Source organism: Alloalcanivorax xenomutans (assembly GCF_032810065.1).
Lineage (GTDB): Bacteria > Pseudomonadota > Gammaproteobacteria > Pseudomonadales > Alcanivoracaceae > Alloalcanivorax > Alloalcanivorax xenomutans.
In genome coordinates this window covers 3,614,908-3,640,185 of the sequence record NZ_CP136538.1, presented here as the reverse complement: position 1 = coordinate 3,640,185, position 25,278 = coordinate 3,614,908, and the positions used below count along the sequence as shown (strand labels likewise).

Sequence of the window (25,278 nt, the reverse complement as noted above, 5' to 3'; positions counted from 1 at the left end):
TTACAGGATCTCGGCGGCTTTGGTGGCCAGCCAGATCACGGCGACGATCAGAATGATGCCGACCACGATGGTGATCCCGAAGGCGCCCCACTGGCCCTTCTCGGAAGCCTCCTTGTACTTGGCGAGCGCCGATTGCCCCACGATGTAGAACGCGACGGTGGCGATGATCAGCCCGCCCAGGATTGCGGCGTCGTACAGGTAGTTCTGAATGGTCTCCATCAAACCGCTGCCTTCCCCCCGGGTGGGTTCATCCATGGTGGGCAGCTGAGCCAGGGCGGGCGATGATGTGATGCCCACGGTCAGCAGGGCCAGGACCCGGTAAAACAGCGTCTTGATCTCGTGAATGCGGTGACGGCTTTTTTGGAACACGGGATGGAACAAACGAATCATCGTAACAATCTCCATAGAGTAGTGAGCGCAGAGCAGGTGAAAGGACGACTTAAGAAAGAAAAACCCAGGACAGCAGGAGGACGACCAGCGCGATGCGGATCACGGCGCCACCGGCGATGGTCCCGAGCACGCGATTGCTGGACCAGCCGCGGAAGGTGCTGATATAGGCCCAGGCCGCCCACAGCAGCACGGCGGTGCAGCCGAGGCCGGCGATGACCAGGGCGAACAATGCCCAGGACTGGCCGGCCCCAACTTGAAACGCGGAAGCGGGATCCATACGTCACTGGCGCTCCACGGCTGTGTCAGTGAGATAGTCACCGGAGAGCGGCGTTGGGCGCCGTGGTGGCAAGCGTGGGGGCGCCATGTAGGACTCAATGCCGTCGATAACGATTTGCAGATCGCGATGCAGCGCGTCCACATCGAGGAAAACCCGTTGGCCGGCGCGGAAGGCGTGGGCATCGGTCTGGTGACGGACGGGCCGAGAGGCGAGCCGATCGACCACCCGTTGCAAATCCACCAACCGTTGTTGGAGCAACGCCAGATCCCGACGCTGTATGGCGTCGTTAACGTCACTGGCGACGGCAACACGGGAGGCGGCACCGCCGATCACTAACAGCAAGGCGGCGGTGATGACTCGGAGGGTGTAAGGCCTGAAAAGCATGCCGGGTCAGTCCTGTGATGAACGTGATGACGGCAGGCTAGAAAAAGGAGGGGACGGGCGGAACGGATAATCCCAACGTCCCGACGTGGCTTTTTATTTTTAAAAGGGGGTGATGTTTTTAAGCCGACTCAGAAACCGACTCAGAAAAAGGCGATCGGATGGGGGCGAGGCAGGCGCGTTAAAGCCGTCCGTCAGCGGCGGTCGTGATCAGCGATCCTTCCGGGTGTCACTCCACATCTTAAAAAACCGGTCAGCGCGCTCACAGGCGCCGATCAACTGGTGTATAAAGTGCCGCTCGGATTCGAGCATGTGCAGCAGGTGGGCGTCATGCGCCTCGATGTCGGGATGGTGAGCGCGAAGCCATCCTTCGAGTTCGTCCAGATCCTGTAGGCGGCGATAGGCGCCGCGGGCGTCGAACTGCACCACGTTGAGAATACGGCCCAGACGGGAGTGCTGTCGCCGTCGGCGGCGTGCCGCCATCACGGGGTGGGTAATGATCCTGCCAGAGCGTGCGACAAGCGCGTCTCGGCCTTTTAGGCACACCGATCGAATAGGGTTCATGGCTTTATAACTCCATGATTTATAAAAATAAATTAATCCATGCGCCCCATTCACAAATACTTCTTAAATGATCCCACGGCGATACTGACGATCAGGCCAAACAGACTGGCACAGGGCACTAAAAACACATTGGGATGGATGGACCAGGGGACACTCAAATAGAGTAACCAGCCGGTGATGAACACCGGCCCGGCCCAGCGCTTGGCGTGGTGATAGATAAAGGCGCTCTCTCTGCCCGCACCGAACTTACGCAGATCACGCCGCACCAGCCCATCCACAAAGCCTACCAGCGCCGCCATCACGAACAGCGGAAACGTCAAAAATAAAATAACGGCGCGTACCAGGATCACCAGCGCGATATAGACGGCGGCCAGGAGGTAGGTGGCCACGGTCCCCAACCAACCGGATTCGCTGGAATACTGCATCAGCGCGGGACCAATGCCGGTTTTTATTAAGATGGTATCAAAGGCCGCGTTCACGGCGCTTTGTACCGTCACCACCGGGTTGGACAGCAACAGTGATCGCGTAAAATGGCTGTCCAACCAGCCGACTTCCGTATGCATCATGTGCAGCGCATGCTCGGCCCCGGGCTGGCCCCACCACTGGAACGCCATCCCCACCCATTCGATCAGGACCGCCGAGATAATGGAGAAGATAAGAACCGCAACGATCCGGAACGGCAGCCCGAGAAGCCGGGACAGAAGACCGGGCGGGGTACGACGCCCGTGCCTGGGCTGAGTGGTTTGAGCCGTCGTTTCCGCCATGGCTTACCCCTCAGTCCTCATCAACGCCGTCGTCAACATCGTTCAGATCGTTCGAATAGCCGGAAGCGACCTCGAAATCCCCTTCCCAGTTTGTTTTTTCAAGTGCGGATGGCGCTGCGGTGGTGGTGAGAGGTGCGGTCGCTCCAGGCCCGCCGGTTGCGGGCTCGACGTGGATGGGCGCCGGCATCACCGTTTCCCACCAATGATCGCCGGTGTGGTACTTCTCGCGCATGCGCGACGCCAGATCCGTGACGCCGGTGGGGATCTCTGTACCCGTGTCAGGTCGCGGCAGGGGCATCCGGATCTTCCACAGCTGACCGCCTTCCAGGAGCGCGAACGCCTGGCCTTTGGGGAGTGAAACCACATCGGCCGGCTCGATCATGGGTACCTGCACGGTGGAGACGCGGTCGCCGCCGGAACTGGAAAAGTCCTGATCGGTGTCCACATTGCTGTTGTCGGAGGTCATCGACATCAACATGCGTTGATTGATGGAGACCTTTCTGAGTTGCCGGGTCAGTAGCTCCGCGGTTCGGTCCTCCCGCACCCGCAACATGATCACATTATTAAAGTTACCCACCACCTGGCGGGCTTTCGCGGCGTTGCCAATGCGCGCCTCAATGTCCGACAGCGTCTGGGTGTAGGCCGTCACCTGGATGCCAGCGCCGCCCCCTTTGTTGATCAGCGGAATGAATTCCTCGCCCATAAGTTCATTGAATTCATCGCAGTGCAGGTTAATGGGGAGTTTGCCGGCGCGACGTCCGATATCGGGAAGACCATCATCCACCCCATGTTTGTAGATGTGGCCGGCCATACTGACCAGATCCGCGAACATGGAGTTGCCCACGGCCTGGGCGACTTCAAAGTCGCTCATGGCATCCAACCCGATATACACAATCCCACGCTGTCGAATAACCTGGCGCCAGTCGAAGATGGGGCGTTTGTCTTCCAGATCGGTGTAGTCCGGGCTCAGCAACTCGGCGGTTTGGCCGGTGGTGAGTTTTTCCAGCAGCGGCAGCAAACTGGCGACGATTTTATCGAAGTAGGTTTTGTCGTAGCGCACCGCGCTGCGCAGGCCCTGCAGCACGGTATCGGCTACCGGATTACTCTGTAGATACAGTTCGATGGCGACGACTCGGGGATGGCGGCCCTGCATATTGCGGGGAATCGTCTTGGGATTGAGTTTTCCTTCAATCTCCCGGATTTGATCCCAGGCGGTTTGATCGTATTGGGTAAGCACCGCCACGCAGTACTCGATCATGATGTCATCGATGTTGATGACGTCGGCCAGGATTTGTTCATAGGTGGGCCGTTGCCCCAGCGCATGCCGGGCCCGGGCCACGATATTGACAAACCGCCAGGCGAATTCCCGAAATGCGGCGCTATTACCCTCTCCGGACAATTGCCCGGAGATGCGTGTGGCCACCTCGGAGATCCGCCCGAAGCGCCCCACCGCGTTGTACCGCGCCGATAACGCCGGATACCCCAGATGAAAGATATGGAAGGCGTCGCCGCGGCCGGCGCGGTGCGCCTCGATGTACATGCGCATCATCAAGTCGGCATCACCTTTCGGATCAAAGCAGATGACGACGTCACCCCGGTGAATGTCCTGGGTAATCAGAATCTCCGCCAGTCGCGTTTTGCCGACCCGAGTCGTGCCTTCCACCAGGGTGTGGCCGACCCGTTCGCCCAGTGGCAGGTACACGTCGCGTTCGCTGGGCTCAACCGCGTGCAGCGCGGGCAGACCGCCCACTGGCGGCAAGGGCCTCACGGGATTAAACGGGGTATCGGCGCTGAGTATCCGGATAGCCGGTGCGGCCCAGGTGTAACGATCCAGGCGGTTTTCCAGGGACCGGGCCAACCGGTAGGGTAAGGACGGATCTAAATAGGACTGCGTCTCGGGCAGCTGCGCTTCATACAGCCGGCGGGTGTGAATGGCCTCCCAGCGGAACCCTTTGCCCAGCCACAACTGGCGGTGGCTCACCGGGATCTGCCGTGACGTGAGACTGAACCGGGGAAGGCGCTTCATATTGCGGCGATAGCGCCAGATCCGCCACGCCTGGCGACCGCGGATGCCACCGAACACCAAAAAACCGGCGGCGGTGCCATAGCCGATTGAAGGCGTGAGGGCGATGGACCAGGGGGCCCAGAGACACAGGATCGCGCACCCAAGACAAGTGCCCGCCGTATAAGCTTCGACGGCCGGTCTCAGAAGGGACTCAATAGGATGATCCTGGCTCATACCGCGTCTCCTGGGCGCTCTTCATTCTCGATCCGGATCACTCGATCACGCGCACGCCTTTGGCGCGACGCGCGGCTTCCACCTGGTCCCGCAGGCGCTGACGCTTGGACTCAGTGTCGGTAAGGGCCTGCAGATGAATGCAGGGGGTAGATCGATCCGACCCAAGCACGTAGAGATTTCCCAATCCCACCAATCTCAAAAAGAACGGGGAAGCCAGGCCGGTGTCCTCGATGCGGTACAGCTCCACTTCCTCGGTGTGGCGGGTGAGCACCCCGAACTCAATGCGCAAATGCCGCGCCGTCAGGGTGTAGCGCGTACAGCGCACCACCAGGTAACTCCAGAGCGCGGGCAGCACGAACACGAGACCCACCATGGAAAATGGCCAGGGCAAGCCAACGACAGAGAGTGGCACGGTCACGGCGACCACAAAGAAGGTAGGGGCGTTCAGCCATTGGCTGGGACGGGCTGTCCAGATGAGGTCGTCGCTGCGGGATACGGAGTCGGTGGTCATGACGGTCTCCGGTCACTGTTCCAGTCGGGTGGGGGTGATCAATACCGGGTAGTGGGCGAGGCCGAACCGCTCTGCCAGATCGTCACCGGGGATCGGGCGCAGTTCCAGATCCGGTGCCTGTTCGCGCAGCGCGGCGAGGTCCTCAGCGGTCGCCACGTTCACCACCATCCCCACGGCCCGCAGTTCAACCAGCCGCTCACGGCGTTGCGTGAGCCAGCGCATGGAGTCCGGATCCGTGCCAATCAAAAAAAATGGGGTGGTGCCTGGGGGCAGAGAGAGGGCGCGAGGTGTGACCGGCCCGACACTCAGCCGCTCGGACACCACGGGCAGCATGTCCGTCTCGGTGGCGGCCCGATTCAGCGCGTTGTCCGGGGTGGCCGCGACAAAGCCGTCTTCCTCATCCACCTGCGCCGCGCCGATGGCCACGTAGTAGGGCTGAGCGGGTTGTCCGCCTTCATCGGCAATCACTGTAAGCGGGGATTTCAATTGCGCATGAACGGGCGAGAGGGCCGCAATGGTGGAGAGCAGGACGATCAGCAAACGGATCAACATGCCTTGACCTCAATTAAAAGGAAAACTCGTAGGGAGCGTGTCCGTCTGGCGGCTCCGAGGACGTGTCGCCTTGCCCGCCCTGGTGAACCAGGAAGACGGTGGCGCTGTTCAGCGCCTTCATTTCGGCCAGGAACGCGAGGCGGTAGCGCTGCGCTGGTGCGCCACCGGCAGGGCGGTGATAGCGCCCGGCCGCGCGGCCCCAATCGCCGTTGTTGCCGTGGTCATCCTGGTCAAAGCGCTGACGCAGCAGGGCGGCGGTGGCGTCCAGATTGTCGTAGGGATCCAGGGCGTCGCAGGGATCGGAGAATCGCCCCTCGCTACCGAACAGCGCCGGATTCCAGCGAATATTGAGCTGTCCCAGCCCCACATCGATCACCCGCGTTTTTTTTAAGGCCTGAGTCAGCGCCTGGCAGGCCTGGGTTCGATTGGGGTAACGGTAGCCCTGGCCCGCGATGTTCAGTGTCCAGGGCCAGGGCCGTTTACCCACGTTGAGTGCGGTACCGGATTCGGTGTGGGCGAGGGCGTACAGCACCACGGGAGGCACCGCATGGCGCAGAGCCGCGGCGGTATACGCCGGCGGCACGGCCTTGCCGTCATCGGAGCCGGCCATGTCATTGGCCACGGCGCAGAGCGGGGCCATCACCACCAGAGGAGCAAGCACATGAAGGACATAATGGAAAAACCGGAACCAAGCCCGCATGCTATTACTCCCCCACGCCACTGGTGGTGCCCAGCACCCGGGGCAGATCGTTCCGACCCATCCCATCCGGCGCGTGATTGAGGGTGATGTGCCCGCGTCGTACTGGCTCGGTGGGAATTGACAAGGACCGGGCCCAATCGCGAATAGCATCGTCGTTGCTTGCGCCAACGACATAGATGTCCAGCGCCGCCAACGCGCCGGAGGTGACCTGGCTTACCAGCCGGCGCACGGTCCGATCGCACGCGGCGCAGCGCTCAAGAGCCGTGAAGACACGCGGCCGCTGCCCATTCTGTAAGAGGGTCTGGGTGAGCGTATCCGTCTCAGCGGTCCTTCTGAGCGAGGTATCGTCAGCGATGGCCTGCTCATTGGGGTACAGCCGGGCAAAGGCGTCGTCATAAGCGCGTTGGAAGGCCAGCAGACGTTCGACCCGGTCGTGTTCGATTCGGGCAAGCTGCTCGGCATAGCGTTGCCGCTCTTCGTCGGTCCGTGCCTCGATCCCGAGCAACGTCAGCGGATCCAGCGTGTCGGATCGGTAGCCGTGCATGCCCTGCATCAGAGTTTCGTAACGGTTCCATTCCGTTTGAGAGAGCCCCCAGATTTGGGCTTTTCTCTCTTGGGTGAACTGGTGCTGCGTCTCGGAGCGGTCCGTTGACTGGCGCAGGGTGTTTTGCGGGTTGGAAGAAGGGGCCCCGTTCGCGCCGTCCGTGGCGGCGAACACTGGGGCAGGGGTGGTGAGCGCCACCGGAAAAATCAGGAACATTGAAGCCAACAACGAGAACGGGACAGACCGGATCATGGCGGTGACCTACGGCGCGGGATCAGAAGAGGAAAACGGGACGGTGACGGTTTCCCGGCGTACCTTGAACGTGGCGAATCGCTCTGAAATGCCACTGAGTACCCAGCCCTGGTATTGATCCCCAATGGCCATGAACCGGATGTCGGCCAGGCCGGTGGCGGAACGAGGGGTGACACCGACGTAATCAATGCCGCCCCGCGATTCCACGCCGGTCAGCAGAAACGGCGCGGTAGGCTGGTCCCGCCGGGCTGCGGCGCGAGCCGAGGCGACGCGTGCTTTTTGATCGGCCACGGCAGTGATTTTTTTCTCCAGCGCCTCCAGGCGTTCATTGGCCTCGTTGATGCCGGCTTCCGCTTTTTCCATCCGTGCCGTAAGCGCGGCCAGTGATGCCGCTACCTCTTCGACGTGCGCCGCCATGGCGTTATTCAGACCCTGGGTCTTATCCTGGACTTCCTCGAACAGATCGCCCTGTTGCTCTTCCAGTGCGCTCAACCGACTTGAAATGGCGGCAGTGGGGGTGTCTGCGGGGGCGGTGTCACCATCGGATACGACGGGTGCGGTGGTCGGATTAATGTCGCCCATGCCAATACCGATCTCTTCGCCCCCATCCAGATCACTGGACGGCGCGGGGCCTACGGGCAAGACCGCGTCCACGCTGGCCGAATCCCCCGTGGGGGATGTGGTGTCGTCATCAGAACCGCCACAACCGGCGATGAGGGACGCCACTAAGATCAACGCGGCATTAGCTGGAAACGATGGAAACCGCATCATTCACTCTCCATTTTTAAGCTGGGGTCCAAGCGGGTTTTCATGCGCGCCTGGTGGGCATGCTCGGAGGCACAATAGGGACACGCCGCGTTTGCTGTCGGTGATTCCCCTGCATCAGGGTGCGCCGCAGTGGCGTTGGTTTGGCGGGTTGGGCCGCCTTCGTCGATCGCACCAACGTGGGCCGGGAACCGGGCACGAAAACACACTTCCCGGCGTCGTGGATCCTGTTGGAGTACCCAGGCCGGCCCAGCCAGGACCTGCAGCGCTTCTTGCAATGAGGCGGGGCCCAGATTCTGGTGTGTGAGCGGCAAGGGCTGATTCGCCAAATCCGGAGGCACTCCATCACACAGGTGATACCCCGTTCCCGCCAGCAGGTGCATGAGGGCGTCCTTCACCGTGACCGTGACCGACAGCGTGCTGGGGATGGCAACGCGAACGACCTGGTTGATCAGCTGTTGCTGACCGGAGGACGTGCCCAGTTCCCATAGCTGGTAGCGTCCGGTGCGGACTACCTGGGGCGCGTCTGAGACTTTTTCCATTATGTACAGATCGGGAGAGGCATCCGTCAGGCCATTGGCCGCGTGGGCCTGGGACGATGCCGGAGGAGTCGGTGTGTCGGCCGACGCGGACGCTGGGTGATCCGGGGGTATCGCGGAGCAGGCCCCCAGCAGTAGGGCGAGAGGCAGGTTGAGTACTGAAACAGTCGAAAGAAGGGATCGGTTCATGGACGGTCCAGGCGTGTGACGAGTCAACGCCTGAAACGGTGCCGAAGCGGGCCGGGGCGAACAACGCCTAATCCGTGGGCTCGCCGTGGCAATTTACGGGGCTGGGTTGTTCTCGTCGATGGATGCCGCAAAGGCGGAAAACGCATGCTGGCGTGCCGGACCGGGAAACGGCGGGGCCTCGAAGAGACGATCCGGTTCAAGGGTGGGCAACACACAGTGCTCCTCGCGCTCACGGATAAACCCGATGAGGGCCCCAAGGCGGCCTTTATCCATGCGATCGATGTGGGGAACATAACGGTGAAAACCGGGCACCAGATCCATGCGGGGCTCCCATCTGACGGGTGGGCCGTTCATGTCCGCGGGCCAGCGGGAGGGCCAGTGCCTGTCCCCCCAGTCACGGCCATACCAAAGCAGCATGCAGTCGCTGACTGCCTCGTGCTCGTCATCGAGTACCGTATAGTGCACGCGGTGGGTCAGTACCTGTTCCGGGTTACCCTGGTCGGGGTCGCCGTAAACGGTCCAGCGCGTGGTCAGCGTGAAGGTGGAGAGAACCTCGGGGGTGTGAACGAGTACCCCGTTGACCGCCTTACGCCCCACCTTCCGGCGCGCCACGTGATAGCCCTTATTGGGATAGGGCCGGCAGGCGACCACATCCTCCCCACCGTGCAAGCACAGTCCCAGTTCAGGGCATTGGATATCCAATAGCTCGCACGGAATATCGTGTTGGAGCTTGATAAGCAGCTTGGGGGTGAGATGGATCAACATGATGCGGGCTGTCCTGCTTTGCGGATACGATAGCCTCAGGATCCAGATGATGTCGCCAGATCGGTAGAGGAAAGGACAACAGAAGGCCGTGCCAATAACGGTGACCAGGAACGGGGATAGCGGTGGCAATGACGGAAATAAAAGAGGGCGCCATAGGCGCCCTGGGGGAAAGTGAAATGGGGAATGCACGGGACGTATCAGAGATCGCCGCACCCAAGGGGACAGCAATCCGGATCGAGCCCATGACGGCAGGCCCCATCGTCCATCCAGTCCTCCCGCATGGCCGACAGCTCGGCCCGCGTGACGTAATCGAACTCTCGGGCGACGTTGAGAATCGCGGCTTTCGCTGTCGAATCCTCTGTCGTTGCCAGCAGTGCATCCACACGTTGAGAGAACGTGTCTTGGTAGATTTCATAAGAACAGCCACAACCGCGTTGCGTGCTGTTGGCCAGGTATTGAACGTTTGCCGCGATGGTCTCTGGGACTGTGGCGTGAATGGAATCAGACATGGTGGTTCTCCTGTGTCGACTTATGTTGATGAAGAACGGAGAAACACCATGCACTCGTAGAACGAGACGCGTCCCGTTGGGGAAGGTGTTTCCCCGCAGGAAAAACGAGGCGATTAGCGCCCCGATGTGTTGAAGGTTGATGAAGGTCAGGCTTCCTCCTCAAGCAAATGAGGGCGCCATTGCCGGATGATAGCCTGGAAGTCGTCCTTGAAGCCGAGCGTGTCCGGATAGACCTGCCGTCGGCACAAGAACCGAATGACCACCTGCATGGCCTGGGTGATTTCGTCATCCAGTCCCCACAGGTCGGTGAGGGCAAACGCCCCACAGGAGGCGTTGTTCCACCAACTCAATAAAAAGTTGGCGACCCTGGCGCTCTGTCCGGTGTCGGATTTGGCGAGCCGGATCAGGTAGGTCAACGCCCAGTATTCCTCGGGACTGAGAATCGAATGAGTCTCACCATTGCCTGAGCCCATTCGCCGATCCTGGTGCCGTTTCAAACGCCGCTCTTGAACCTCCGACAATTCGCCAGCCCAGTAACCGCAGTGCACACAACGCACCGCGATGGCGTTGCCGTCCATCAGGTGGTCCGCCTCATTACCACAAGACGGGCAGGTGGAATGATAGATGTTCATAGAACCTCCATGGAAGTGGACCGCGTGAGCGCGTAGGCATCAGAGTGCATCAGTTGCTGGTCGTAGTCCGACCGAATCGAATCAAGAAACCCGCGACAAAACTGCTGTCGCAGATCCGCGATACGGCCGAGATCGCTGGGCAGCACCAGACGAAAGCGACCCGCCATGTAGGCACAGTGCCGCGCGTGGATCTGTGCGGCGGGGCTGCCCGTGGCTTTCCAGCGAGTGAAATGATCAACCGCGGAGCGGGAATAGAATCTGCCGCGAATTACGCGGTGTTGTAGATCGAGATGGGACATGGTCGTTCTCCTTAACGATAGGGATCGAGGACGGAGAACCACCACGTCACCAACTGGTGACGCCCCTGACGGGAGCGGTGATCCCCGTCGAGGGTGAGGGTGTGATTTGGGCCGAATTACGGCGTGTGTTTTTGCGTCCAGTTACCGGTTTTGAGCGCCGCCTTGGCGGCGTCCCGGTTCGGAAAGTACTCTTCCGATTCCCGTGAGACGGGACCGAGTTCGTCGCTGCCGGTGCCGATGTAGTACCCGGCGCCGCTGCGCAGAACGCGGAGAGGTAAGGACAGGCCGCAGTATTTCACGGCGAGATATCCAGTCTGTTGCATGGTCTTTCTCCTATACGGTTAAAAAACACCGAGAAACACCACACAGACGTCTCCCTAACGGGAAGGTGGCTCCCGGTCAGGGTTGAGTTGTGAATAGGGGTAAGAAGAGTGGCTAGGTTTAGCCGATAAACTGGAACAGGGCCATCAGTGCGCCGACGGCGCCAATGATAGCAAACGTCTGGGTCCGCAGTGACGAGTGGAGTTCAGTACGAACCTCAGCGATGTCCTGTTTCAGTTCGGTACGCAGCTCGCCGATATCCTGCTTCAGCTCAGTACGCACAGCGCTGATATCTTGCTTCAGTGCAGCACGCACAGCGTCGATATCCTGTTTCAGTTCAGCACGAACAGCAACGATATCTTGCTTCAGTATAGTTTGGGTCTCGGAGAGATCCGTCTTGGTGGCAAGCGTGTGCTCGGCGGCCTCCCGAAAGGCGGCGCCGTGCGCTTCGGCGATGGTGTCAGCCTGCTCCTCGGAGAGGCCGGCGTTCCGTAGTTTCTTGGCGAAGGCCAAGGTATCGATGGCGTACATGCTCATCTCGTTCAGCTCCTCTGATCATAGGATACACAGAGGAGCACCCGCCGGGGAGGCTCCCCGTGTGGGTGGGTTGGAAAGAAGGATCGAGGCCCGAAGGCCGCCCCATTGCACGATCCGGGTGGGGCTTGAAGGGCGCTGCGTTAACCGGCAGCACGGTATTGCCCGTTAATCTCAGCAAAGCTTGGCGAGTTCGTCAATACTCGACCGATTCCCCATCCGTTTTTAACTGGATCAGGACCTCCCAGTGAGACACCTTGATGCTCGTCGATCACCGCAACGATCTGTATCAGGAGGGCACATGCAAGGTATTCACAACGGCTCAGGGAAAGAGTCAGGGCGAAGCGCACCCGTGGCGCTGATTCTCTTCGTGGTCGGTGAGTGGGCCTTGCTCGGGCTCCTGACCCAGCAATCCACACTGCTCGGGTTCTACGGGGTTTTGCTGGCATTCACCGCACTGATGCCGCTGTTTTTGGTAGGGGCAAGGCGGCGTCTTGTTGAGGGCAGGGGCTCACGATGGCGTGCCGCTGTGGTTATGGCGGTGCACCTGATCTGGTTGGTCGGTACCCTCATCGTTTGGCGGTATCTGGCGATCACGCATTCGATGCTCTTGACGGCGGATACCGTCAGCCCCCAGATCACCTTCGGGTTCTACAGTGTCACCGCGCTGACGGGGGCTGTCGTCGGTGTGTTTCTGGCGGGCTGTGTTCGACAGCGTCGGTTACTGTTTGAGCTGCTCAAGCATTCCGGGAAGCACCATCACCGCAACCACAACCGCAATCGCGGCCAGGACTAACCACACCATACCAGAACCCTTCATCTCCCAGTCTCCACCGCTACACAATTGGGTACCAGAATGCCAAGTAAGGTTCGACAATTCCATACCCGCATCGACGCGGAGCTGCTCGATCGTTTCCAGCACGCCTGCACATCACGTAACAAGCAGGCGTCTGAGGTGGTACGGGAGTTTATGCGCGATTACGTTTTAGAATGGGAAGCGGAGGTGCGAAGAGGATGTTCCGAAGTAGAGCTTATTCGTCGAATCGCCAGCCTTGAGGCGCAGTTACGTCGCACGAAGGTCGAAGAGTAATGTCGATCGCCGTAAAAAGGCGATTACGGTTCATGCGGTTCATGGCGGTCTCCGTTACGTCAGGCTGCGGGCCCCGATGGAACCCGTGTCCGATAGAGTTGCTCGTAACTAATCGAAACTCAGCTGTACTTTCCCATCCCTCAGGGTAGCCTTCGCATCGTACTTCTTCCCCGTTTTTTTTGAGACCAGTCCCTTCAGGGCCACCGTCTTGCCCGCCAGGAGTCCACCGGCCTGGTTGACCGTCAGTTTTTTCCCGAACGTGGTTTTCCAGACCGTGTTACCGCAGGCAGTGCAGCGCCAGCTCTTGGCGGTCTCGGCGGCAGGTCCACCACACTGGCAGGGCAATGCAGTGTCCTTCACGGTGGCCGCCAGGGCGGACAGGGTTTGCCCCTTGGCGTACGTCACCACGGTGTTGAGCCAGTCCAACTGACGCCGCATGAAATCGTCCAGGGTGCCGGTACCGGTGGCGATGTCTTCCAGGGCCTGCTCCCAGGCGGCGGTGGTATCGGGATTGGTGATGGCACTGGGCAACGCGTCGATCAACTGACGCCCCTGCTCGGTGGACACCAGGTGGCCCCGTTTTTTTTCAATGAAGCCCCGTTTTTTCAGGGTCGCAATGATGTTGGCCCGGGTGGCGCCAGTGCCCAGGCCGGCTGTGTCACGCAGAACGGCACGCAGCTTGGGATCGGTCACCATCTTGGCGATGTTTTTCATGGCCGCGATCAGGGTGCCGTCGGTGTAACGGGCCGGTGGTGTGGTCATCTTGCGTTCACACTCCACGGACTGGATGGCGCAGGACGTGCCTTCCGGTAGCGCGGGAACCATCCCCTGGTCGCCCCTTCCGTCTTGTTGATTGTCGCCATCCTGCGGCGTCGATTTTGATGAGGGAAACAGCCGGGTCCAACCTGGCTCGACAGTGGCTTTTCCTTTGGCCAGGAAAGGATGGCCTTGAACAGACAGGGTCAGCGTTGTCGCATCGTACTGATGGTCCGGGAGGAACTGGATCAGATACTGCCGCCGAATCAAACTGTACACCTGCCGCTCCGTTGTGGAGAGACGGGTCAAATCGACGGACTCGGCAGTGGGAATAATGCCGTGGTGCGAGGCCTTTTCAACTTCGGCGTCGTTCCAGGCCTTCGTGCGTCGGCTCATATCCAGCATCGACTGTATCGAGGCCAGCTCCGGTTCCATGGCCAGGACCGCGCGCAGCACATCAGGAGCCTCGTGATGCATGCTGGTGGGCAGATGCCGGCACTCGGTTCGCGGATAGCTGGTTATTTTATGGGTCTCATACAGCGCCTGAGCCGCCTTCTCGACCTGGTCGCCCGCCAACCCGAACCGCTTCCCCGCCTCCTGCTGCAGGCTGTTCAGATCGAAGGGCAGCGGCGGTGGCGCGGCTTTCCTCTCCTTCTTTCTATCCGTGACCTGAGCCTGCGCACCAGCAACGGTGCATTGCTGCGCCACGGTGCGGGCCACGGCCTCATTGATGCAACGGCCCTGGCTGTCGCAGTGTTCTACTGGCGGCTGCCAATGAGCCCGGAATGCCGGTGCCGCGGCATCCTGCGCCGACAAAGTGCTGGTGATCGTCCAATAGGGAGAGGGATTGAACGCTTCAATGGCCCGATCCCGATCCACCACCAACCATAGCGTCGGGCTCTGTACCCTCCCGACGGGCAACACACCTGGATAACCGACGTTTCGGCCCAGGATAGTGTAGGCCCGGGTTAGGTTCATGCCCACCAGCCAATCCGCTCGGGCTCGAGCCAGCCCGGCCAGATACAGCGGCTGCGTCTCCACGCCGTCCCGCAATTGAGACAGCGCTTTGCGGATGCTGGCGTCGTTCAACGCGGACAACCACAAGCGCTGCACGGGGCCTCGGTAGCCACACAGCGCCATCACTTCCCGGGCGATCACCTCGCCTTCACGATCCGCGTCGGTGGCGATCACCAGACGCGACGCCCGCCCCAACCATTTTTTTATGATGGTGAACTGGCGTTGGGCGCTGGGCTTCACCACCAGGCGCCATTGCGCCGGAATGATGGGCAACGTGTCCAGGGCCCAGGATTTCAACGTCGAGTCATAGGCTTCGGGCGGTGCCATCTCCAGCAAGTGCCCAAAACACCAGGTCACGACCACGTCTTCCGAGGGGGTGCTTTGGCAGCCATTGCCCTTGCGCGTGGCGCCGAGTACTCGGGCGATGTCCTGGCCTTGAGACGGTTTCTCGCATAGATAGACCGTGGTCATGCGACTCTCCAAAACAGCGAAAAATGGAAATGGATATCCCTGTTAAAAAAGGCACCGGCCGTGTTGGGGGGGGGGGAGGGAGGCCGGTGCCGAAGGGTTAATCGTTGCAATCGAGACCATCAAGAAGAAAGAGGGGAGCCCGGAGGCGGTCTCCCCTGGCAGATCACAGCCCCTGTGTTTAGCGTTTGGGCGAGTCCAGAGCCGATTGAACCGGTCTGAAACCCACCCGAGGTGCGGGTGCCTGCTCTGCCTGCCAGTACGCCCCCGAATGCTGGGCCGGTTTTACCCCACCGCTGGCTGGGGGATAGTGCTCGGTGGATACCGGGAGACGCCCAAGGCGCCAAAGACATCAAAAGGGTCAGAACGCCCCGGCACCCGTGTCATCGAAAGAGGATTGGGGATCCGCGTGTTCCGGCTCCGCCGGCACACCTTGCCCTGCGGAGGCTTTCGGGCGCAGAGTGACGCTTTCAAGGCGGGCCAGTTCGAGCGTGACGCTGCGCGCGTTGACCTCCTGAGACGTCATCGCCTCGCCGTCTTTTTCCCAGGGCCGCTCCAGCAGTGTCCCTTCCACGCGAACGCGCATCCCTTTACGCAGAACGCGGGCGACGTGCTCAGCGCGGTTGTCCCAGACGGATACGGTTAGCCAGCAGCCGCCTTTGTCCACAAAACCGCCGTTACCGTCGGGAACGGAGTGATCGAAGAAGACGCGCAGGCTGGCGACTTTGCGGTCTTCGCCATTGACCTCGACGGTGCGCAGTTCCGGGGCGGAACCGAGATTGCCGGAACCTGTGATTCTGAGTGCCATACCGAGTCCTCAAGTGGTGAGTGTGGCGGCCGTGGTGACGGCGTGTTGATGGTCAGGCTGAGGGAGCAGGCCATCGCCCTCAATACAAAAACCGTCTGGCAGTGGGCGGGATTTATGTCTCGATGCATCACGGGCGCCGGCGGCGTTTTGCTTCGGGAATGCGACACTGCCAGGCGCCGTTCTGTTCGCCCCAGGCGAACGGGTCCAGGCCGAGCCGGTCATGCAAACAGTGCCGTAGGCGGTCGTTCGGCCAATGTGCACCACTCAAGGCAGTGTGAAGGGCCGGACTGCTGATCCGGCTATCCTTCTGAAGTTGGTGAACGGGGTAGCCCTCGACCTTCAACAGGAACAGCACGCTGTACTTGAAGGGAATCCCAAGACGATGGTGGGTGCTGAGCAAGAGCCGAGCGTCGCTTGCGTCCATAATTGAGAGACTCTAATCTTGGAGTTGCAGGCACGGCCCAGTGACGCTATGACGTCACGCCCTTTTTTGCCGTTACTCCGGGATAGAAGGCTGTCCCACGTTTGGAACATCGCCTCTGGCAACGGGGCAGCTTTGACTTCGGGCGCGGGAAGGCCGCGCCTTCTTTCCTCTTCCATCGGACCGTGCCTGCCCCTTCATAATGAGGTTTCTCCTGGTCTTGGTCAGGAGGAATGGTTCATCCGACCGGTTGGATTTTCCAGATTCCAGGCTGAGCCCGTGGAGCCGTGGTGTTTCCTCAAGTTGGGCAGAGACAACCAACACATCGTATTGACACATCGGATGTTGTCTACAGAATGGCCGATGTCACGGTGGGTGGCCCGTGGTGAGACAGATTGGCGCGGATGATGACAGGTCGGGCGTGAGACTGGTGCTTCCTGAATCGTACTGTCCCTGGCGTCTTGAACGTGCTGAGCCAATCTGGTCTTGCAACGGGATGCCTGACCCACCCACCGTGACACCTCAATGTAGTGCTGACGCCCACGTTCAGATCAAGAGGCCGGTGCCAGGCACAGACCATTGTTCCCCAGGGTACCGAATGGTGCCTGCTCAGTGAGATCCTCCAGCGTGACCGTCTCAATCGCTGCGGATTCGGTTCGAGCGTCCAGGGCGCTCAAGTTAAATCCACTCAACCATAGATGTCCGTCTTTTCCGGCATGCGGCTCCAGGGTCATGGTCACCAGCAACTGGGGTTGGTACCCGGTCCAGCCACGCACTTCGTCCTTTTCAAACTCGAACATGAGCTGGTCACCATTGAGTTTACCCGGTGCGGAGACTGGAAACTCACCAAAGGCCGAGGAGCGCCATCGGGCGACATAGGACGGATTACGCTTTTCGGGATCATCGACGCGGATGTCCAAGTGCATGTCTAGGGCAGGGGGCAATCCACTGCCGGGCATGCACTGATCGCCCAGGCTACCGACGTATTGACCCTCGAAATGAGGCGGGTCGCCGCACCCTGACAGTAGAACCGAAGAAACCAGGAGTGCCAGAAGGCAGAACGGCTGTTGAGCTAAAAAAGTCATGAATCACCTGTGTGCCACGTGGAACAAGAAAAAATGAATTGATGGCTCGCCTATCCATACCCGCGTTCTTTACCCATTGCACCAATGGCACTGACGTTGGCCAGCCAGTCCTGCAATCGCTGGCGCTCGTAATGGCGCAGTGACAATGTTAGGTTGAGGTCCAATCGTTGGCGCTCGAACTTCAGATAGTGGGGCCGGGCGGATTCGGGCAGGAGCCGTAGCAGAAGTGCACCGCCTTCGCTGGCGAGGTTGACCGGATGATTGAGCCCGGCGGGAATGTCCTGGCCGCGCCAGTGCCGATGACTGGACCGGCGCCACCGGTACAGTGTCATGGTGCGATTGGGGTAGCGCACCAGGTAGAAGGGGGACCGGGGGAACCGCTGCCGAAACGCTTGGCACAGATTTTTGCCGTCCTGTTCCGCCCGGGCGATCTGCTGCTCCAGCTCTGCCAATCGAGCCCGGACCTGATGAACGCGGTATGCCGTCATAATCGATAGATGCCTTGTCAGCCCTCTTACCCTTTAAAGGGTTAAACCCTTTAAAGGGGAGTTTGTCAGAAAATGGGGGACCTGCGTTGTCAGAAGTATCCGAGGGTGTGTTGTCAGATAACAGTGGGTAACTGCGCCAGCCGATGGCTCTGTCCGCCGCCGAAGTGATTACAGTGTAATCACCGGAAGGAGGCCAGCCGATGGCTCTGTCCGCCGCCGAAGTGATTACAGTGTAATCACCGGAAGGAGGCCAGCCGATGGCTCTGTCCGCCGCCGAAGTGATTACAGTGTAATCACCGGAAGGAGGCCAGCCGATGGCTCTGTCCGCCGCCGAAGTGATTACAGTGTAATCACCGGAAGGAGGCCAGCCGATGGCTCTGTCCGCCGCCATGACACACAACGGCTGTTCCAATCAATCCTGCTCACTGCCGTCCGGCTTTTCTGCCGCAGCGGCCGCAGTGTCTTTATCTTCAGGGTCGGCGTTCTCTGGCGCAGTCTCAGGGTGATCGGTCTGGACCCGCAGAGGCGGCGCATGGGCCGCCCGCAGCTCGCCGCTGAGAATCTCATCAGGCAGCTCGCCCATCAATTCGATGGCACGCTGACCTTTCTGGGCGCCCTGGCGCACATCATCCCGGGTGACAGCCAAATGCCGGTATCCTTGGATGGTCGCGAACAGTCGCCGGACACCCCGGCCTGACTCCTCCAGATGACGCTCGAATGTCTCGCGATCCAGTAGCCCGACGAAGCGGCCCGTCATGATGGCCAGCACCAGCTCGTCCAGATCCGCGAGAAGATAGGCGCCTTGGTAGGCATACGGCGTTCCGAACGTCAGTTCGACGACGGCCGGCTCCAGGGAATGGGCGAGGGCGATGTCCATGGCGGGCGCCCCCTCCAGAAACCGATCAATATGCTGTCGCAGCCCCTGGATCTGCTCACGCACGGCATCGGTTTCCTGCTCGACGCGGAGCAGCCACCAATCCGCATACGGATCATCATTCCCCGCGGCAGTCCAGAGCTGCCGTGTCATCGCCGCGTACCGGTACAGACCCACGATAGCGGGCGTGCCACTGGCGGGGTCTGAGCGCCGCCCGTGGATCAGTCGTTGGGCCACCCGAGTCTGAATCGTCATGCGGACGCTGTTGGTCAGCCGTCCGGGTTCGATGGGGCTGCCGCCGGAGCTTGAGGCAGGGGAGGTACGAGAATTGTCGTTGGACGTGGGATTATCGGCCATGGCGTCGTTCACTCGGTCTATCACAGTGTTGTCAGACGCCACTGTAAAGATTTGAATGAAGGCAAGACGCCGATAATCGGTGCTCTGATCGATTCTATTTTTCGTGCCCGGTGATTGAAGTCCCGAGTCCACTCAGTCCGATCATGTACTACCATTTACCGAACAGCACGGTGAGAACGCGATATGGTCACAGTGGAAGGTATCACAGGCGATCTGCACGAACCGAAAGACCGAACGGAGTGTGGGGAACTCACACACATAGACAGGATCGTTCGGCGATTCGGACTCTCGGGATAGCCGCAACGACTGGCCCAACGTCAGCCCGATTTCGGCGACCGTCTCTCCGGCGTTGTCCTCCAGATGCAGCCAGGCATACGCCCCCTGGCATTCGCGGTAATCGGGCTTGCCGTCGTAGGTATTCAGCGACAGGGTTAAGGCGGATTTGCTGTGACCGAGATCTCCGATAACGGCGTTCAGGTACCGGGTGATATCCTGTGTGGTTGAGGTAATGCCATTGCCTGGGGCCAACTCCGTCAGTCCGTATTCTCCCTTGGCATACGCGGTCAGCGTCATTTCGATAGTGACCTTTTCGCCGCCATCCGGATCATGGACTTCTCGGATAAAGGTGTAGGCGCCAAGCCCCGTCCACACCACTTTGACCTGCTCAATAGCGGCGTCTCGGGAAGCCGGAAGCTCGTGCAACGCCCAGTCGCTGCCGTTCGGCCGCTGCAACAGGATCCAAACCGAGGGCCACGCGGTTCGTTTCGGGGCCTCGGTTTCTTCAGTTTCTAGAGACAGGCCTTCCTTAAGGTCAATGAACGTTTGACGACGTTGGCCCGCGAGTTGCTCAGCGCGAACCCGCTTCCGATTGATCCTTCGCGCTGCGATGAGGTCCCGGCGCCGTGGCAGATAGCCTGCTTGAAGTCCTTGGGTCAGAAAAACGTGCACTTCGGGGTTCAATTGCGACAAACGAATGAGTTGCGCCACGCCTCTGGGCGTCGCCAGATCGTAATCATCACGATCGGAAAACCTGGCTACAATGAACGCAATACCGAAGACACCGGTTAAGATCGCGAAGGGATTGGTATACATGGCCCAGACGCCGTCGCTGAGCAAGGCGCCGGATTCGATGATCCCAGATACGCTGGACATCCATCCCACAAACCCAATGAGGAGGCCAATCAGAAAAAGACCTTGTGTCTCCGATCCCGCCAATGCCCGTCTCAAACACACGGCTCGGTTACTGAGTATCCGATGCGGCCGTTTTTTAAGGGGTATACGGATTTAATGGTTGATGGGGCACCTTCACCCCATCAATCTGATACCACCCTCAGATGGTTGATAGATCGACTCCGTAGTTGAGTTCCTCTGCGAAGTCCGGCAGTCCGTAACCGATGGTTTTCTTGTAGAAAGGAGAGACCTTCGCAGTCGGTGCCTTCTTCTTGTGCTTCGTGGTGTAGAGCATTCGTGCCCGCATCACCTCGAAGGAGTAACCACGCCCTTCACGGTTCTTGTCCTTGGCCAGTCGGTTGATGGACTCCGTGTAAGCGTTGGTGACGGGCATGTCCGTTTCGAAGTAGGTCATGATCTCTTCGCGCCAGTTGCCCACCGCCCTGACCAGATCGCTCCAGACTTCCTTCTGGCCCTTCGGGATGGTGGCTATCCAGTTGTCCAGGGCGGCTTCTGCCTGGGGTCGTGTGGTGGCGTCCCAGATGCCGTAGAAGCGCTCCTTGTGCTCGTAGGCGGCCAGCAGTTGCGGGAATGCGCCTGTCCAGGTCTCCATGATGAGGCGCTCTCGGTCTGAGACTTCGTGAGCGCGTTTCAGCAGGATTTTCCGGTCTCCCTTGAGGGTTCGGCTTTGGGAGGGCTTCAGCTCCTTTCTGAGGCCCTTACGCACCTTCTCCAGCGCATCGTTGGCCATGCGCACCACATGGAACTTATCGACCACGATGCGGGCCTGTGGCAGCACGGCCTTGACCGCTGCCCGGTAGGGATTCCACATGTCCATGCTGACGATCTCAACCTTCTGCCGGTCTTTCATCTTCATCAGGTAGTTGGTCACCACGTCCTGACGGCGGGTAGCCAGCAGGTCGAGCAGGGTTCGCTCCTCGATGTTTGTCAGGATGCAGCGGTAGCGTTTGTTCAGGTACAGCTCGTCGATGCCCAGAATGCGGGGCGTCTCAAAGCGGTGCCAGCGCCCAAGGAACTCGGTTCGGGCGCTGAAGATGTCGCGTACCGTTTTCTCGTCCAGGCCGGTCTGGGCTGCCACGAAGGTGTAGGGGTGGTTGAAGGATTCCTTCTCTATGTACTCATGCAGCCGCAGCGTCATGCGGAAGCTGTCCGCCATCTCCGGTAGCCGGGGCCTGAAAGTGGTCTTGCAGGCCCGGCAGGTATAACGGCGGCGGATCACCCAAAGGGTGACGCGTTTTCCGTGGATAGGGAGATCACGGTACGCGACGTCGCGCTTTCCGAATCTGGCAAGCTCTCCCTCTACATCGCACTCCTCACAAGCTATAGGGTGAGGAGCTTCTAAATGGAAATGGAGATCGTGCTCTTCTACCTTGGTCCCCTGAATTTGGTATTTCGGAAGATGGAGAATATTCGCGGGCTCGCAGGCCACATAGCCTCCTTACTTTGTCCAGATTTTCGAAGTGTCAGAGAGCGTGCCTGCCTATTCTACAGAGCTAAGAACTGTAGCCGGATAAGTTAACAACAAAATGGCTAGCGTCCCCATTGCTGTTGCCATGGCCGCGATCAAAAAGATCTGTGAGAGACCGGCCAGCGTGAGAACATAGCTCCCAAGCACTGCGCCAAGACCAATCGCGCCATTGAAGATTGCCACATAGATTGCAGAGGCCGGCAGCGCGTCAGCGCCCGCTTCCTTGAGAATCCAAGTTTGGAATCCCACCAGAACAGCGGCAATTGCACCACCCCAAAGGATCAGCAATAGCGTCGTGCCCAGCAGCCCGAGCCCGCCTGCCAATGCGGATAGCAGCCACAACGCCACTGAAGCGAGACATAGTGCGACCAGGAGTGAGGTGGTCCCCGAAATCAGGACCAGGCGTTAAGCTCTGATCATGACGATTGGAGACGATAATCATGAGCAGGAAACGCAAGCAGTACAGCAGTGACTTCAAGGCCAAGGTGGCTCTCGCAGCCCTCAAGGGCGATCAGACAACGTCGGAGATCGCCGCCCGCTTCGAGATCCACCCCACCATGGTCAGCCAGTGGAAGCGTGAACTCCTGGACAACGCCACGGGCGTCTTCGAAGGCAAGGATGGTAAAGCCGCCCAGAAGAGCCAGGAGGAGATCGACACGCTTTACCGCGAGATCGGCAAGCTGACGGTGGAACGCGATTTTTTGTCGCGCAGGCTCGATCGTTGAGCCGGGCTCAGCGCTTGGCCTTGATCGAGCCGCCATCCTCCGACAATCCCAGCCTGCGCCGGCAGTGCCAATTGCTCGGTATCAGTCGCTCATCGCTATACTACCAGCGCCGTGAGTTACTCGCCGAGGACCTGATGCTAATGAGGCTGATCGACGAGGAGCATCTGCGGACGCCGGTCTACGGCTCCCGGCGGATGACGACCCATCTCAACCGCTTGGGGCACACGGTGAACCGCAAGCGGATCCGTCGCCTGATGCGGCAGATGGGGCTGCACGCGGTGTACCCGAAGCCGCGCACCAGCCAGTCTGGCGTGGGGCATCGGGTCTATCCTTACCTGCTCAGGGATCGCGTCATCGATCGTCCCAACCAAGTCTGGGCCACTGATGTGACGTATATCCCAATGGCGCGAGGGTTCATGTACCTGGTGGCCATCATGGACTGGCACAGTCGCCGTGTGCTGGCCTGGCGGGTATCGAACACCCTGGATACGGACTTCTGCATTGACGCACTGGAGGAGGCCCTGGAGCGCTATGGGCCGCCGAGCATCTTCAATAGCGATCAGGGCTGCCAATTCACCAGCCAGGCGTTCACCGAGGTACTGAAGGCCCATGGCGTCCGGATCAGCATGGATGGAAAAGGCTGCTACCGGGACAACATCTTCGTCGAACGGCTCTGGCGTAGCGTGAAGTACGAGTGCGTCTATCTGAAGGCCTTCGAAGATGGTGCCCACCTACGCCGGGAGCTGAGGAAGTACTTCACTTGGTACAACCGTCAGCGGCCCCATCAAGGGCTGGACGATGCGACACCCGATGAGGTGTACTTCGCTCAACCACTGACCCAGGCGGCCTGACGCCTGATGATGGTCCGGTCAGAGCTTAAATCGTCTGTCAGGTGGTCCAACGGATGGGGTCCACTTCACGTTCCACTTTGGCTGAGCTCCATGTATTTCACAGAGCCCTTCGGAAAATCCTTGCGAACCAAAAGCACTTCATCAACCTGTCACGTCAGTGACACGACGGTGTCATCCCTCAGCTTTACCGTTCAATTGTAACTCGCAATACGGCGAGCTTATTTATTGCAAAAGGTGATCCTGTGGCCCCAACTCAATCAACCAATGTGATGCTTCGAGTCGAGAGTATGGGCGTAACCTACCCGGGAAACGTCCTCGCGCTCAAACCCACCAACGTTCACTTTCACAAGGGCGAATTCACCGTGCTACTGGGACTTTCAGGCGCGGGTAAATCCACTCTGCTTCGTTCACTGAATCACCTGGTTAAGCCCACAACCGGGAAGGTTGTGTCTGGCGAGTTTGGTGAACTGACCAACCGTAGAATCCTGCGACAGCACCGCAGCCGCACCGCCATGGTGTTCCAGCATCACCAGCTGATCGAACGATACACCGCGTTACAGAATGTGCTGACAGGCAGACTTGCGTATCACGGTACTTGGCGAAGCCTGCTTCCCCTGCCCCGGCAGGACCTGGAGTTGGCTCTGCAATGCCTCGACCGCGTAGGTCTGGCTGACAAAGCGCTTTCCCGAGTAGATCAGTTGTCCGGCGGCCAGCAGCAGCGGGTTGGAATCGCCAGAGCATTGGTGCAGCAACCATCCATGATTCTTGCCGATGAGCCCGTTGCCAGCCTGGATCCGGCCACTTCTGAAAAGGTACTCGGCCTACTGCGCGATATTTGTCAGGAAGATGGAATCACCGCGGTTATTTCCTTGCACCAATTGGAATACGCCCAGCGTTTTGCAGACCGGATCATCGGCCTTTCGAACGCTCATATCGTTTTTGACGATGCTCCTGAAAACCTGAAATCGAAACACCTGGACGAGATTTACCACCGTTCACCCAGCGTGGTAGCTGCGGAAGGCAAACCAGCCATCCATAAACCTAAGACCACCCCGATAACGACAGACGTACTGGAGATAGCACAATGAAGACAATGATTCACTCTTTGCTGGCTCTGATAATGATGCTCGGCATCCATTGGTCAGCCCATGCCGCAGATACAGACCCTGATCTTTTGAAAGTTGCCTTGCTGCCGGATGAGAACGCGTCAGAACTGATCAAGCGAAACCAACCTTTGAAGGATTACCTGGAAACCACTCTTGGTAAGGAAGTAGAACTGATTGTTACCACCGATTACTCCTCCATGATCGAAGCCATGCGTTTTGGCCGAATTGACCTGGCTTACTTTGGTCCGTTGTCCTATGTGATGGCCAAGAGTAAGAGTGACATTGAACCCTTTGCCGCCATGGTGGTAGACGGGAAGCCGACTTATCGCTCCATCATTATTGCCAATGCAGACTCTGGCGTTGGCTCCTTCGCGGATATCAAAGGCAAGAAAATGGCCTACGGTGACCGCGCATCCACTTCCAGCCACCTGATCCCCAAGACCGTACTCCTTGAGAAGGCAGAGCTCGAAGCCGGAAAGGACTATGAGGCTCATTTCGTCGGTAGCCATGACGCTGTTGCGGTTAACGTCGCCAATGGCAATGCCGACGCCGGAGGGTTGTCCGAAGTTATCTTCGAGCATGTGATGGACCGCGGCTTGATTGATCGGAGCAAGGTCAAGGTGCTGGGCTACAGCGGTGACTTTCCTCAATACCCCTGGGCCCTGCGTTCGAACCTGGCCCCTGAGCTGAAGAGCAACATTCAGAAAGCCTTTCTGCAGATCGATGACCCGGAGATTCTCGACAACCTGAAGGCTGAGGGATTCGCGGCAATTACCGACGAAGATTACGATGTCATCCGCGCTATGGGTGGCCTGCTCAATCTTGATTTCGCAAAAATGTGAGGAG

31 protein-coding genes are annotated in these 25,278 nt (G+C 59.5%); 4 read left to right on the top strand and 27 right to left on the bottom strand.

Going from position 1 to position 25,278, the window contains the following annotated elements:
* From RYH70_RS16740 to RYH70_RS16655, 18 genes are all read right to left on the bottom strand, one after another.
* Window positions 1–390 (bottom strand): TIGR03745 family integrating conjugative element membrane protein, encoded by a 390-nt coding sequence (locus RYH70_RS16740; protein ID WP_014994467.1) that lies wholly within the window; start codon window positions 388–390, stop codon window positions 1–3.
* Between the two features lie 49 nt (window positions 391–439).
* Complete coding sequence (locus RYH70_RS16735; RefSeq protein ID WP_014994468.1) at window positions 440–667, bottom strand: TIGR03758 family integrating conjugative element protein; 228 nt, start codon at window positions 665–667, stop codon at window positions 440–442.
* A gap of 3 nt (window positions 668–670) precedes the next feature.
* Window positions 671–1,051 carry an integrative conjugative element protein, RAQPRD family gene (locus tag RYH70_RS16730; protein ID WP_014994469.1) on the bottom strand — a complete coding sequence of 127 codons (381 nt, stop codon included), beginning with the start codon at window positions 1,049–1,051 and terminating at the stop codon, window positions 671–673.
* Window positions 1,052–1,258: 207 nt separating this feature from the next.
* A complete protein-coding gene (locus tag RYH70_RS16725) occupies window positions 1,259–1,612 on the bottom strand; it encodes a hypothetical protein (RefSeq protein ID WP_317009428.1) in 354 nt (117 codons plus the stop codon).
* A 50-nt stretch (window positions 1,613–1,662) separates the two neighbouring features.
* Entirely contained in the window at window positions 1,663–2,376 is a 714-nt protein-coding gene (locus RYH70_RS16720; RefSeq protein WP_026949887.1) for a TIGR03747 family integrating conjugative element membrane protein, read from the bottom strand.
* A gap of 10 nt (window positions 2,377–2,386) precedes the next feature.
* A complete protein-coding gene (traD, locus tag RYH70_RS16715; RefSeq protein ID WP_317009427.1) occupies window positions 2,387–4,615 on the bottom strand; it encodes a type IV conjugative transfer system coupling protein TraD in 2,229 nt (742 codons plus the stop codon).
* A 37-nt stretch (window positions 4,616–4,652) separates the two neighbouring features.
* Complete coding sequence (locus RYH70_RS16710) at window positions 4,653–5,126, bottom strand: PH domain-containing protein (RefSeq protein WP_051414539.1); 474 nt, start codon at window positions 5,124–5,126, stop codon at window positions 4,653–4,655.
* Between the two features lie 12 nt (window positions 5,127–5,138).
* The gene (locus tag RYH70_RS16705) at window positions 5,139–5,678 is read right to left on the bottom strand and encodes an integrating conjugative element protein (protein WP_035451603.1); all 540 of its coding nucleotides are present in this window, start codon (window positions 5,676–5,678) and stop codon (window positions 5,139–5,141) included.
* A 13-nt stretch (window positions 5,679–5,691) separates the two neighbouring features.
* Window positions 5,692–6,378, bottom strand: a complete 687-nt coding sequence (locus tag RYH70_RS16700) for a transglycosylase SLT domain-containing protein (protein ID WP_208611046.1) — start codon at window positions 6,376–6,378, stop codon at window positions 5,692–5,694.
* A 4-nt stretch (window positions 6,379–6,382) separates the two neighbouring features.
* A complete protein-coding gene (locus tag RYH70_RS16695) occupies window positions 6,383–7,174 on the bottom strand; it encodes a TIGR03759 family integrating conjugative element protein (protein ID WP_317009426.1) in 792 nt (263 codons plus the stop codon).
* Between the two features lie 9 nt (window positions 7,175–7,183).
* Window positions 7,184–7,945: a hypothetical protein gene (locus tag RYH70_RS16690; RefSeq protein WP_026949885.1), complete on the bottom strand. Its 762-nt coding sequence runs from the start codon at window positions 7,943–7,945 to the stop codon at window positions 7,184–7,186.
* Complete coding sequence (pilL2, locus tag RYH70_RS16685) at window positions 7,942–8,481, bottom strand: PFGI-1 class ICE element type IV pilus protein PilL2 (protein WP_063139775.1); 540 nt, start codon at window positions 8,479–8,481, stop codon at window positions 7,942–7,944. Before pilL2 ends, RYH70_RS16690 begins: the two co-directional genes overlap by 4 nt.
* 279 nt (window positions 8,482–8,760) lie before the next feature.
* Entirely contained in the window at window positions 8,761–9,432 is a 672-nt protein-coding gene (locus RYH70_RS16680; protein ID WP_051414566.1) for a DUF6012 family protein, read from the bottom strand.
* 197 nt (window positions 9,433–9,629) lie between these two features.
* Window positions 9,630–9,941, bottom strand: a complete 312-nt coding sequence (locus RYH70_RS16675; RefSeq protein ID WP_051414564.1) for a hypothetical protein — start codon at window positions 9,939–9,941, stop codon at window positions 9,630–9,632.
* A gap of 146 nt (window positions 9,942–10,087) precedes the next feature.
* Window positions 10,088–10,573, bottom strand: coding sequence for a DUF7673 family protein (locus RYH70_RS16670; RefSeq protein WP_208611045.1), 486 nt, complete (start codon window positions 10,571–10,573; stop codon window positions 10,088–10,090).
* Window positions 10,570–10,872 (bottom strand): hypothetical protein, encoded by a 303-nt coding sequence (locus RYH70_RS16665; RefSeq protein ID WP_063139776.1) that lies wholly within the window; start codon window positions 10,870–10,872, stop codon window positions 10,570–10,572. Before RYH70_RS16665 ends, RYH70_RS16670 begins: the two co-directional genes overlap by 4 nt.
* A 116-nt stretch (window positions 10,873–10,988) precedes the next feature.
* A complete protein-coding gene (locus RYH70_RS16660; RefSeq protein ID WP_026949892.1) occupies window positions 10,989–11,195 on the bottom strand; it encodes a hypothetical protein in 207 nt (68 codons plus the stop codon).
* Window positions 11,196–11,313: 118 nt separating this feature from the next.
* Entirely contained in the window at window positions 11,314–11,724 is a 411-nt protein-coding gene (locus RYH70_RS16655) for a coiled-coil domain-containing protein (RefSeq protein WP_208611044.1), read from the bottom strand.
* Between the two features lie 304 nt (window positions 11,725–12,028).
* On the opposite strand from RYH70_RS16655, the gene RYH70_RS16650 reads away from it, so the two are divergent.
* Window positions 12,029–12,523, top strand: coding sequence for a hypothetical protein (locus RYH70_RS16650; protein ID WP_026949893.1), 495 nt, complete (start codon window positions 12,029–12,031; stop codon window positions 12,521–12,523).
* A gap of 402 nt (window positions 12,524–12,925) precedes the next feature.
* Here RYH70_RS16650 and RYH70_RS16645 read toward each other — a convergent pair whose 3' ends face one another.
* The 9 genes from RYH70_RS16645 to RYH70_RS16605 form a co-directional block, all read right to left on the bottom strand.
* Window positions 12,926–15,061, bottom strand: coding sequence for a DNA topoisomerase III (locus RYH70_RS16645; RefSeq protein WP_026949894.1), 2,136 nt, complete (start codon window positions 15,059–15,061; stop codon window positions 12,926–12,928).
* Window positions 15,062–15,419: 358 nt separating this feature from the next.
* A complete protein-coding gene (locus RYH70_RS16640) occupies window positions 15,420–15,866 on the bottom strand; it encodes a single-stranded DNA-binding protein (protein ID WP_026949895.1) in 447 nt (148 codons plus the stop codon).
* Between the two features lie 127 nt (window positions 15,867–15,993).
* Window positions 15,994–16,290 (bottom strand): hypothetical protein, encoded by a 297-nt coding sequence (locus RYH70_RS16635; RefSeq protein WP_026949896.1) that lies wholly within the window; start codon window positions 16,288–16,290, stop codon window positions 15,994–15,996.
* 548 nt (window positions 16,291–16,838) lie between these two features.
* Window positions 16,839–17,207, bottom strand: coding sequence for a hypothetical protein (locus tag RYH70_RS16630; protein WP_155854857.1), 369 nt, complete (start codon window positions 17,205–17,207; stop codon window positions 16,839–16,841).
* A gap of 215 nt (window positions 17,208–17,422) precedes the next feature.
* Entirely contained in the window at window positions 17,423–17,860 is a 438-nt protein-coding gene (locus RYH70_RS16625) for a hypothetical protein (protein WP_026949898.1), read from the bottom strand.
* 412 nt (window positions 17,861–18,272) lie between these two features.
* Window positions 18,273–19,103, bottom strand: coding sequence for a PFL_4669 family integrating conjugative element protein (locus tag RYH70_RS16620; protein WP_317009425.1), 831 nt, complete (start codon window positions 19,101–19,103; stop codon window positions 18,273–18,275).
* A 129-nt stretch (window positions 19,104–19,232) separates the two neighbouring features.
* The gene (locus RYH70_RS16615) at window positions 19,233–20,243 is read right to left on the bottom strand and encodes a hypothetical protein (RefSeq protein WP_155854852.1); all 1,011 of its coding nucleotides are present in this window, start codon (window positions 20,241–20,243) and stop codon (window positions 19,233–19,235) included.
* Window positions 20,244–20,421: 178 nt separating this feature from the next.
* On the bottom strand, window positions 20,422–21,711 hold the full coding sequence (locus RYH70_RS16610) for an ISL3 family transposase (protein WP_026949880.1): 1,290 nt from the start codon (window positions 21,709–21,711) through the stop codon (window positions 20,422–20,424).
* A 51-nt stretch (window positions 21,712–21,762) separates the two neighbouring features.
* Entirely contained in the window at window positions 21,763–22,098 is a 336-nt protein-coding gene (locus RYH70_RS16605) for a hypothetical protein (RefSeq protein ID WP_026949879.1), read from the bottom strand.
* A 92-nt stretch (window positions 22,099–22,190) separates the two neighbouring features.
* Here RYH70_RS16605 and RYH70_RS16600 point away from each other — a divergent pair.
* The 3 genes from RYH70_RS16600 (at window position 22,191) to phnD (ending at window position 25,274) form a co-directional block, all read left to right on the top strand.
* A protein-coding gene (locus RYH70_RS16600) for an IS3 family transposase (protein WP_155132457.1) occupies window positions 22,191–23,326 on the top strand; the annotation gives its coding sequence in 2 pieces (ribosomal slippage) (window positions 22,191–22,461 and window positions 22,461–23,326; 1,137 coding nt in all).
* Between the two features lie 269 nt (window positions 23,327–23,595).
* Entirely contained in the window at window positions 23,596–24,414 is an 819-nt protein-coding gene (phnC, locus tag RYH70_RS16595) for a phosphonate ABC transporter ATP-binding protein (RefSeq protein WP_020833797.1), read from the top strand.
* A complete protein-coding gene (gene phnD, locus RYH70_RS16590; RefSeq protein WP_026949876.1) occupies window positions 24,411–25,274 on the top strand; it encodes a phosphate/phosphite/phosphonate ABC transporter substrate-binding protein in 864 nt (287 codons plus the stop codon). The genes phnC and phnD overlap by 4 nt, the downstream gene beginning before the upstream one ends.
* Window positions 25,275–25,278 lie beyond the last annotated feature (4 nt).

Excerpts from the sequence above, each read along its gene's own strand:
- RYH70_RS16660 (WP_026949892.1), bottom strand. The coding sequence starts at position 11,195 with ATGCAACAGACTGGATATCTCGCCGTGAAATACTGCGGCCTGTCCTTA.
- RYH70_RS16690 (WP_026949885.1), bottom strand. The coding sequence starts at position 7,945 with ATGATGCGGTTTCCATCGTTTCCAGCTAATGCCGCGTTGATCTTAGTG.
- RYH70_RS16700 (WP_208611046.1), bottom strand. The coding sequence starts at position 6,378 with ATGCGGGCTTGGTTCCGGTTTTTCCATTATGTCCTTCATGTGCTTGCT.
- RYH70_RS16710 (WP_051414539.1), bottom strand. The coding sequence starts at position 5,126 with ATGACCACCGACTCCGTATCCCGCAGCGACGACCTCATCTGGACAGCC.
- RYH70_RS16680 (WP_051414566.1), bottom strand. The coding sequence starts at position 9,432 with ATGTTGATCCATCTCACCCCCAAGCTGCTTATCAAGCTCCAACACGAT.
- RYH70_RS16645 (WP_026949894.1), bottom strand. The coding sequence starts at position 15,061 with ATGACCACGGTCTATCTATGCGAGAAACCGTCTCAAGGCCAGGACATC.
- RYH70_RS16675 (WP_051414564.1), bottom strand. The coding sequence starts at position 9,941 with ATGTCTGATTCCATTCACGCCACAGTCCCAGAGACCATCGCGGCAAAC.
- RYH70_RS16705 (WP_035451603.1), bottom strand. The coding sequence starts at position 5,678 with ATGTTGATCCGTTTGCTGATCGTCCTGCTCTCCACCATTGCGGCCCTC.
- RYH70_RS16625 (WP_026949898.1), bottom strand. The coding sequence starts at position 17,860 with ATGACGGCATACCGCGTTCATCAGGTCCGGGCTCGATTGGCAGAGCTG.
- RYH70_RS16695 (WP_317009426.1), bottom strand. The coding sequence starts at position 7,174 with ATGATCCGGTCTGTCCCGTTCTCGTTGTTGGCTTCAATGTTCCTGATT.
- RYH70_RS16655 (WP_208611044.1), bottom strand. The coding sequence starts at position 11,724 with ATGTACGCCATCGATACCTTGGCCTTCGCCAAGAAACTACGGAACGCC.
- pilL2 (WP_063139775.1), bottom strand. The coding sequence starts at position 8,481 with ATGGAAAAAGTCTCAGACGCGCCCCAGGTAGTCCGCACCGGACGCTAC.
- RYH70_RS16720 (WP_026949887.1), bottom strand. The coding sequence starts at position 2,376 with ATGGCGGAAACGACGGCTCAAACCACTCAGCCCAGGCACGGGCGTCGT.
- RYH70_RS16735 (WP_014994468.1), bottom strand. The coding sequence starts at position 667 with ATGGATCCCGCTTCCGCGTTTCAAGTTGGGGCCGGCCAGTCCTGGGCA.
- RYH70_RS16640 (WP_026949895.1), bottom strand. The coding sequence starts at position 15,866 with ATGGCACTCAGAATCACAGGTTCCGGCAATCTCGGTTCCGCCCCGGAA.
- RYH70_RS16730 (WP_014994469.1), bottom strand. The coding sequence starts at position 1,051 with ATGCTTTTCAGGCCTTACACCCTCCGAGTCATCACCGCCGCCTTGCTG.
- phnC (WP_020833797.1), top strand. The coding sequence starts at position 23,596 with ATGCTTCGAGTCGAGAGTATGGGCGTAACCTACCCGGGAAACGTCCTC.
- RYH70_RS16665 (WP_063139776.1), bottom strand. The coding sequence starts at position 10,872 with ATGTCCCATCTCGATCTACAACACCGCGTAATTCGCGGCAGATTCTAT.
- RYH70_RS16650 (WP_026949893.1), top strand. The coding sequence starts at position 12,029 with ATGCAAGGTATTCACAACGGCTCAGGGAAAGAGTCAGGGCGAAGCGCA.
- phnD (WP_026949876.1), top strand. The coding sequence starts at position 24,411 with ATGAAGACAATGATTCACTCTTTGCTGGCTCTGATAATGATGCTCGGC.
- RYH70_RS16670 (WP_208611045.1), bottom strand. The coding sequence starts at position 10,573 with ATGAACATCTATCATTCCACCTGCCCGTCTTGTGGTAATGAGGCGGAC.
- RYH70_RS16615 (WP_155854852.1), bottom strand. The coding sequence starts at position 20,243 with ATGTCCAGCGTATCTGGGATCATCGAATCCGGCGCCTTGCTCAGCGAC.
- traD (WP_317009427.1), bottom strand. The coding sequence starts at position 4,615 with ATGAGCCAGGATCATCCTATTGAGTCCCTTCTGAGACCGGCCGTCGAA.
- RYH70_RS16725 (WP_317009428.1), bottom strand. The coding sequence starts at position 1,612 with ATGAACCCTATTCGATCGGTGTGCCTAAAAGGCCGAGACGCGCTTGTC.
- RYH70_RS16740 (WP_014994467.1), bottom strand. The coding sequence starts at position 390 with ATGATTCGTTTGTTCCATCCCGTGTTCCAAAAAAGCCGTCACCGCATT.
- RYH70_RS16635 (WP_026949896.1), bottom strand. The coding sequence starts at position 16,290 with ATGGACGCAAGCGACGCTCGGCTCTTGCTCAGCACCCACCATCGTCTT.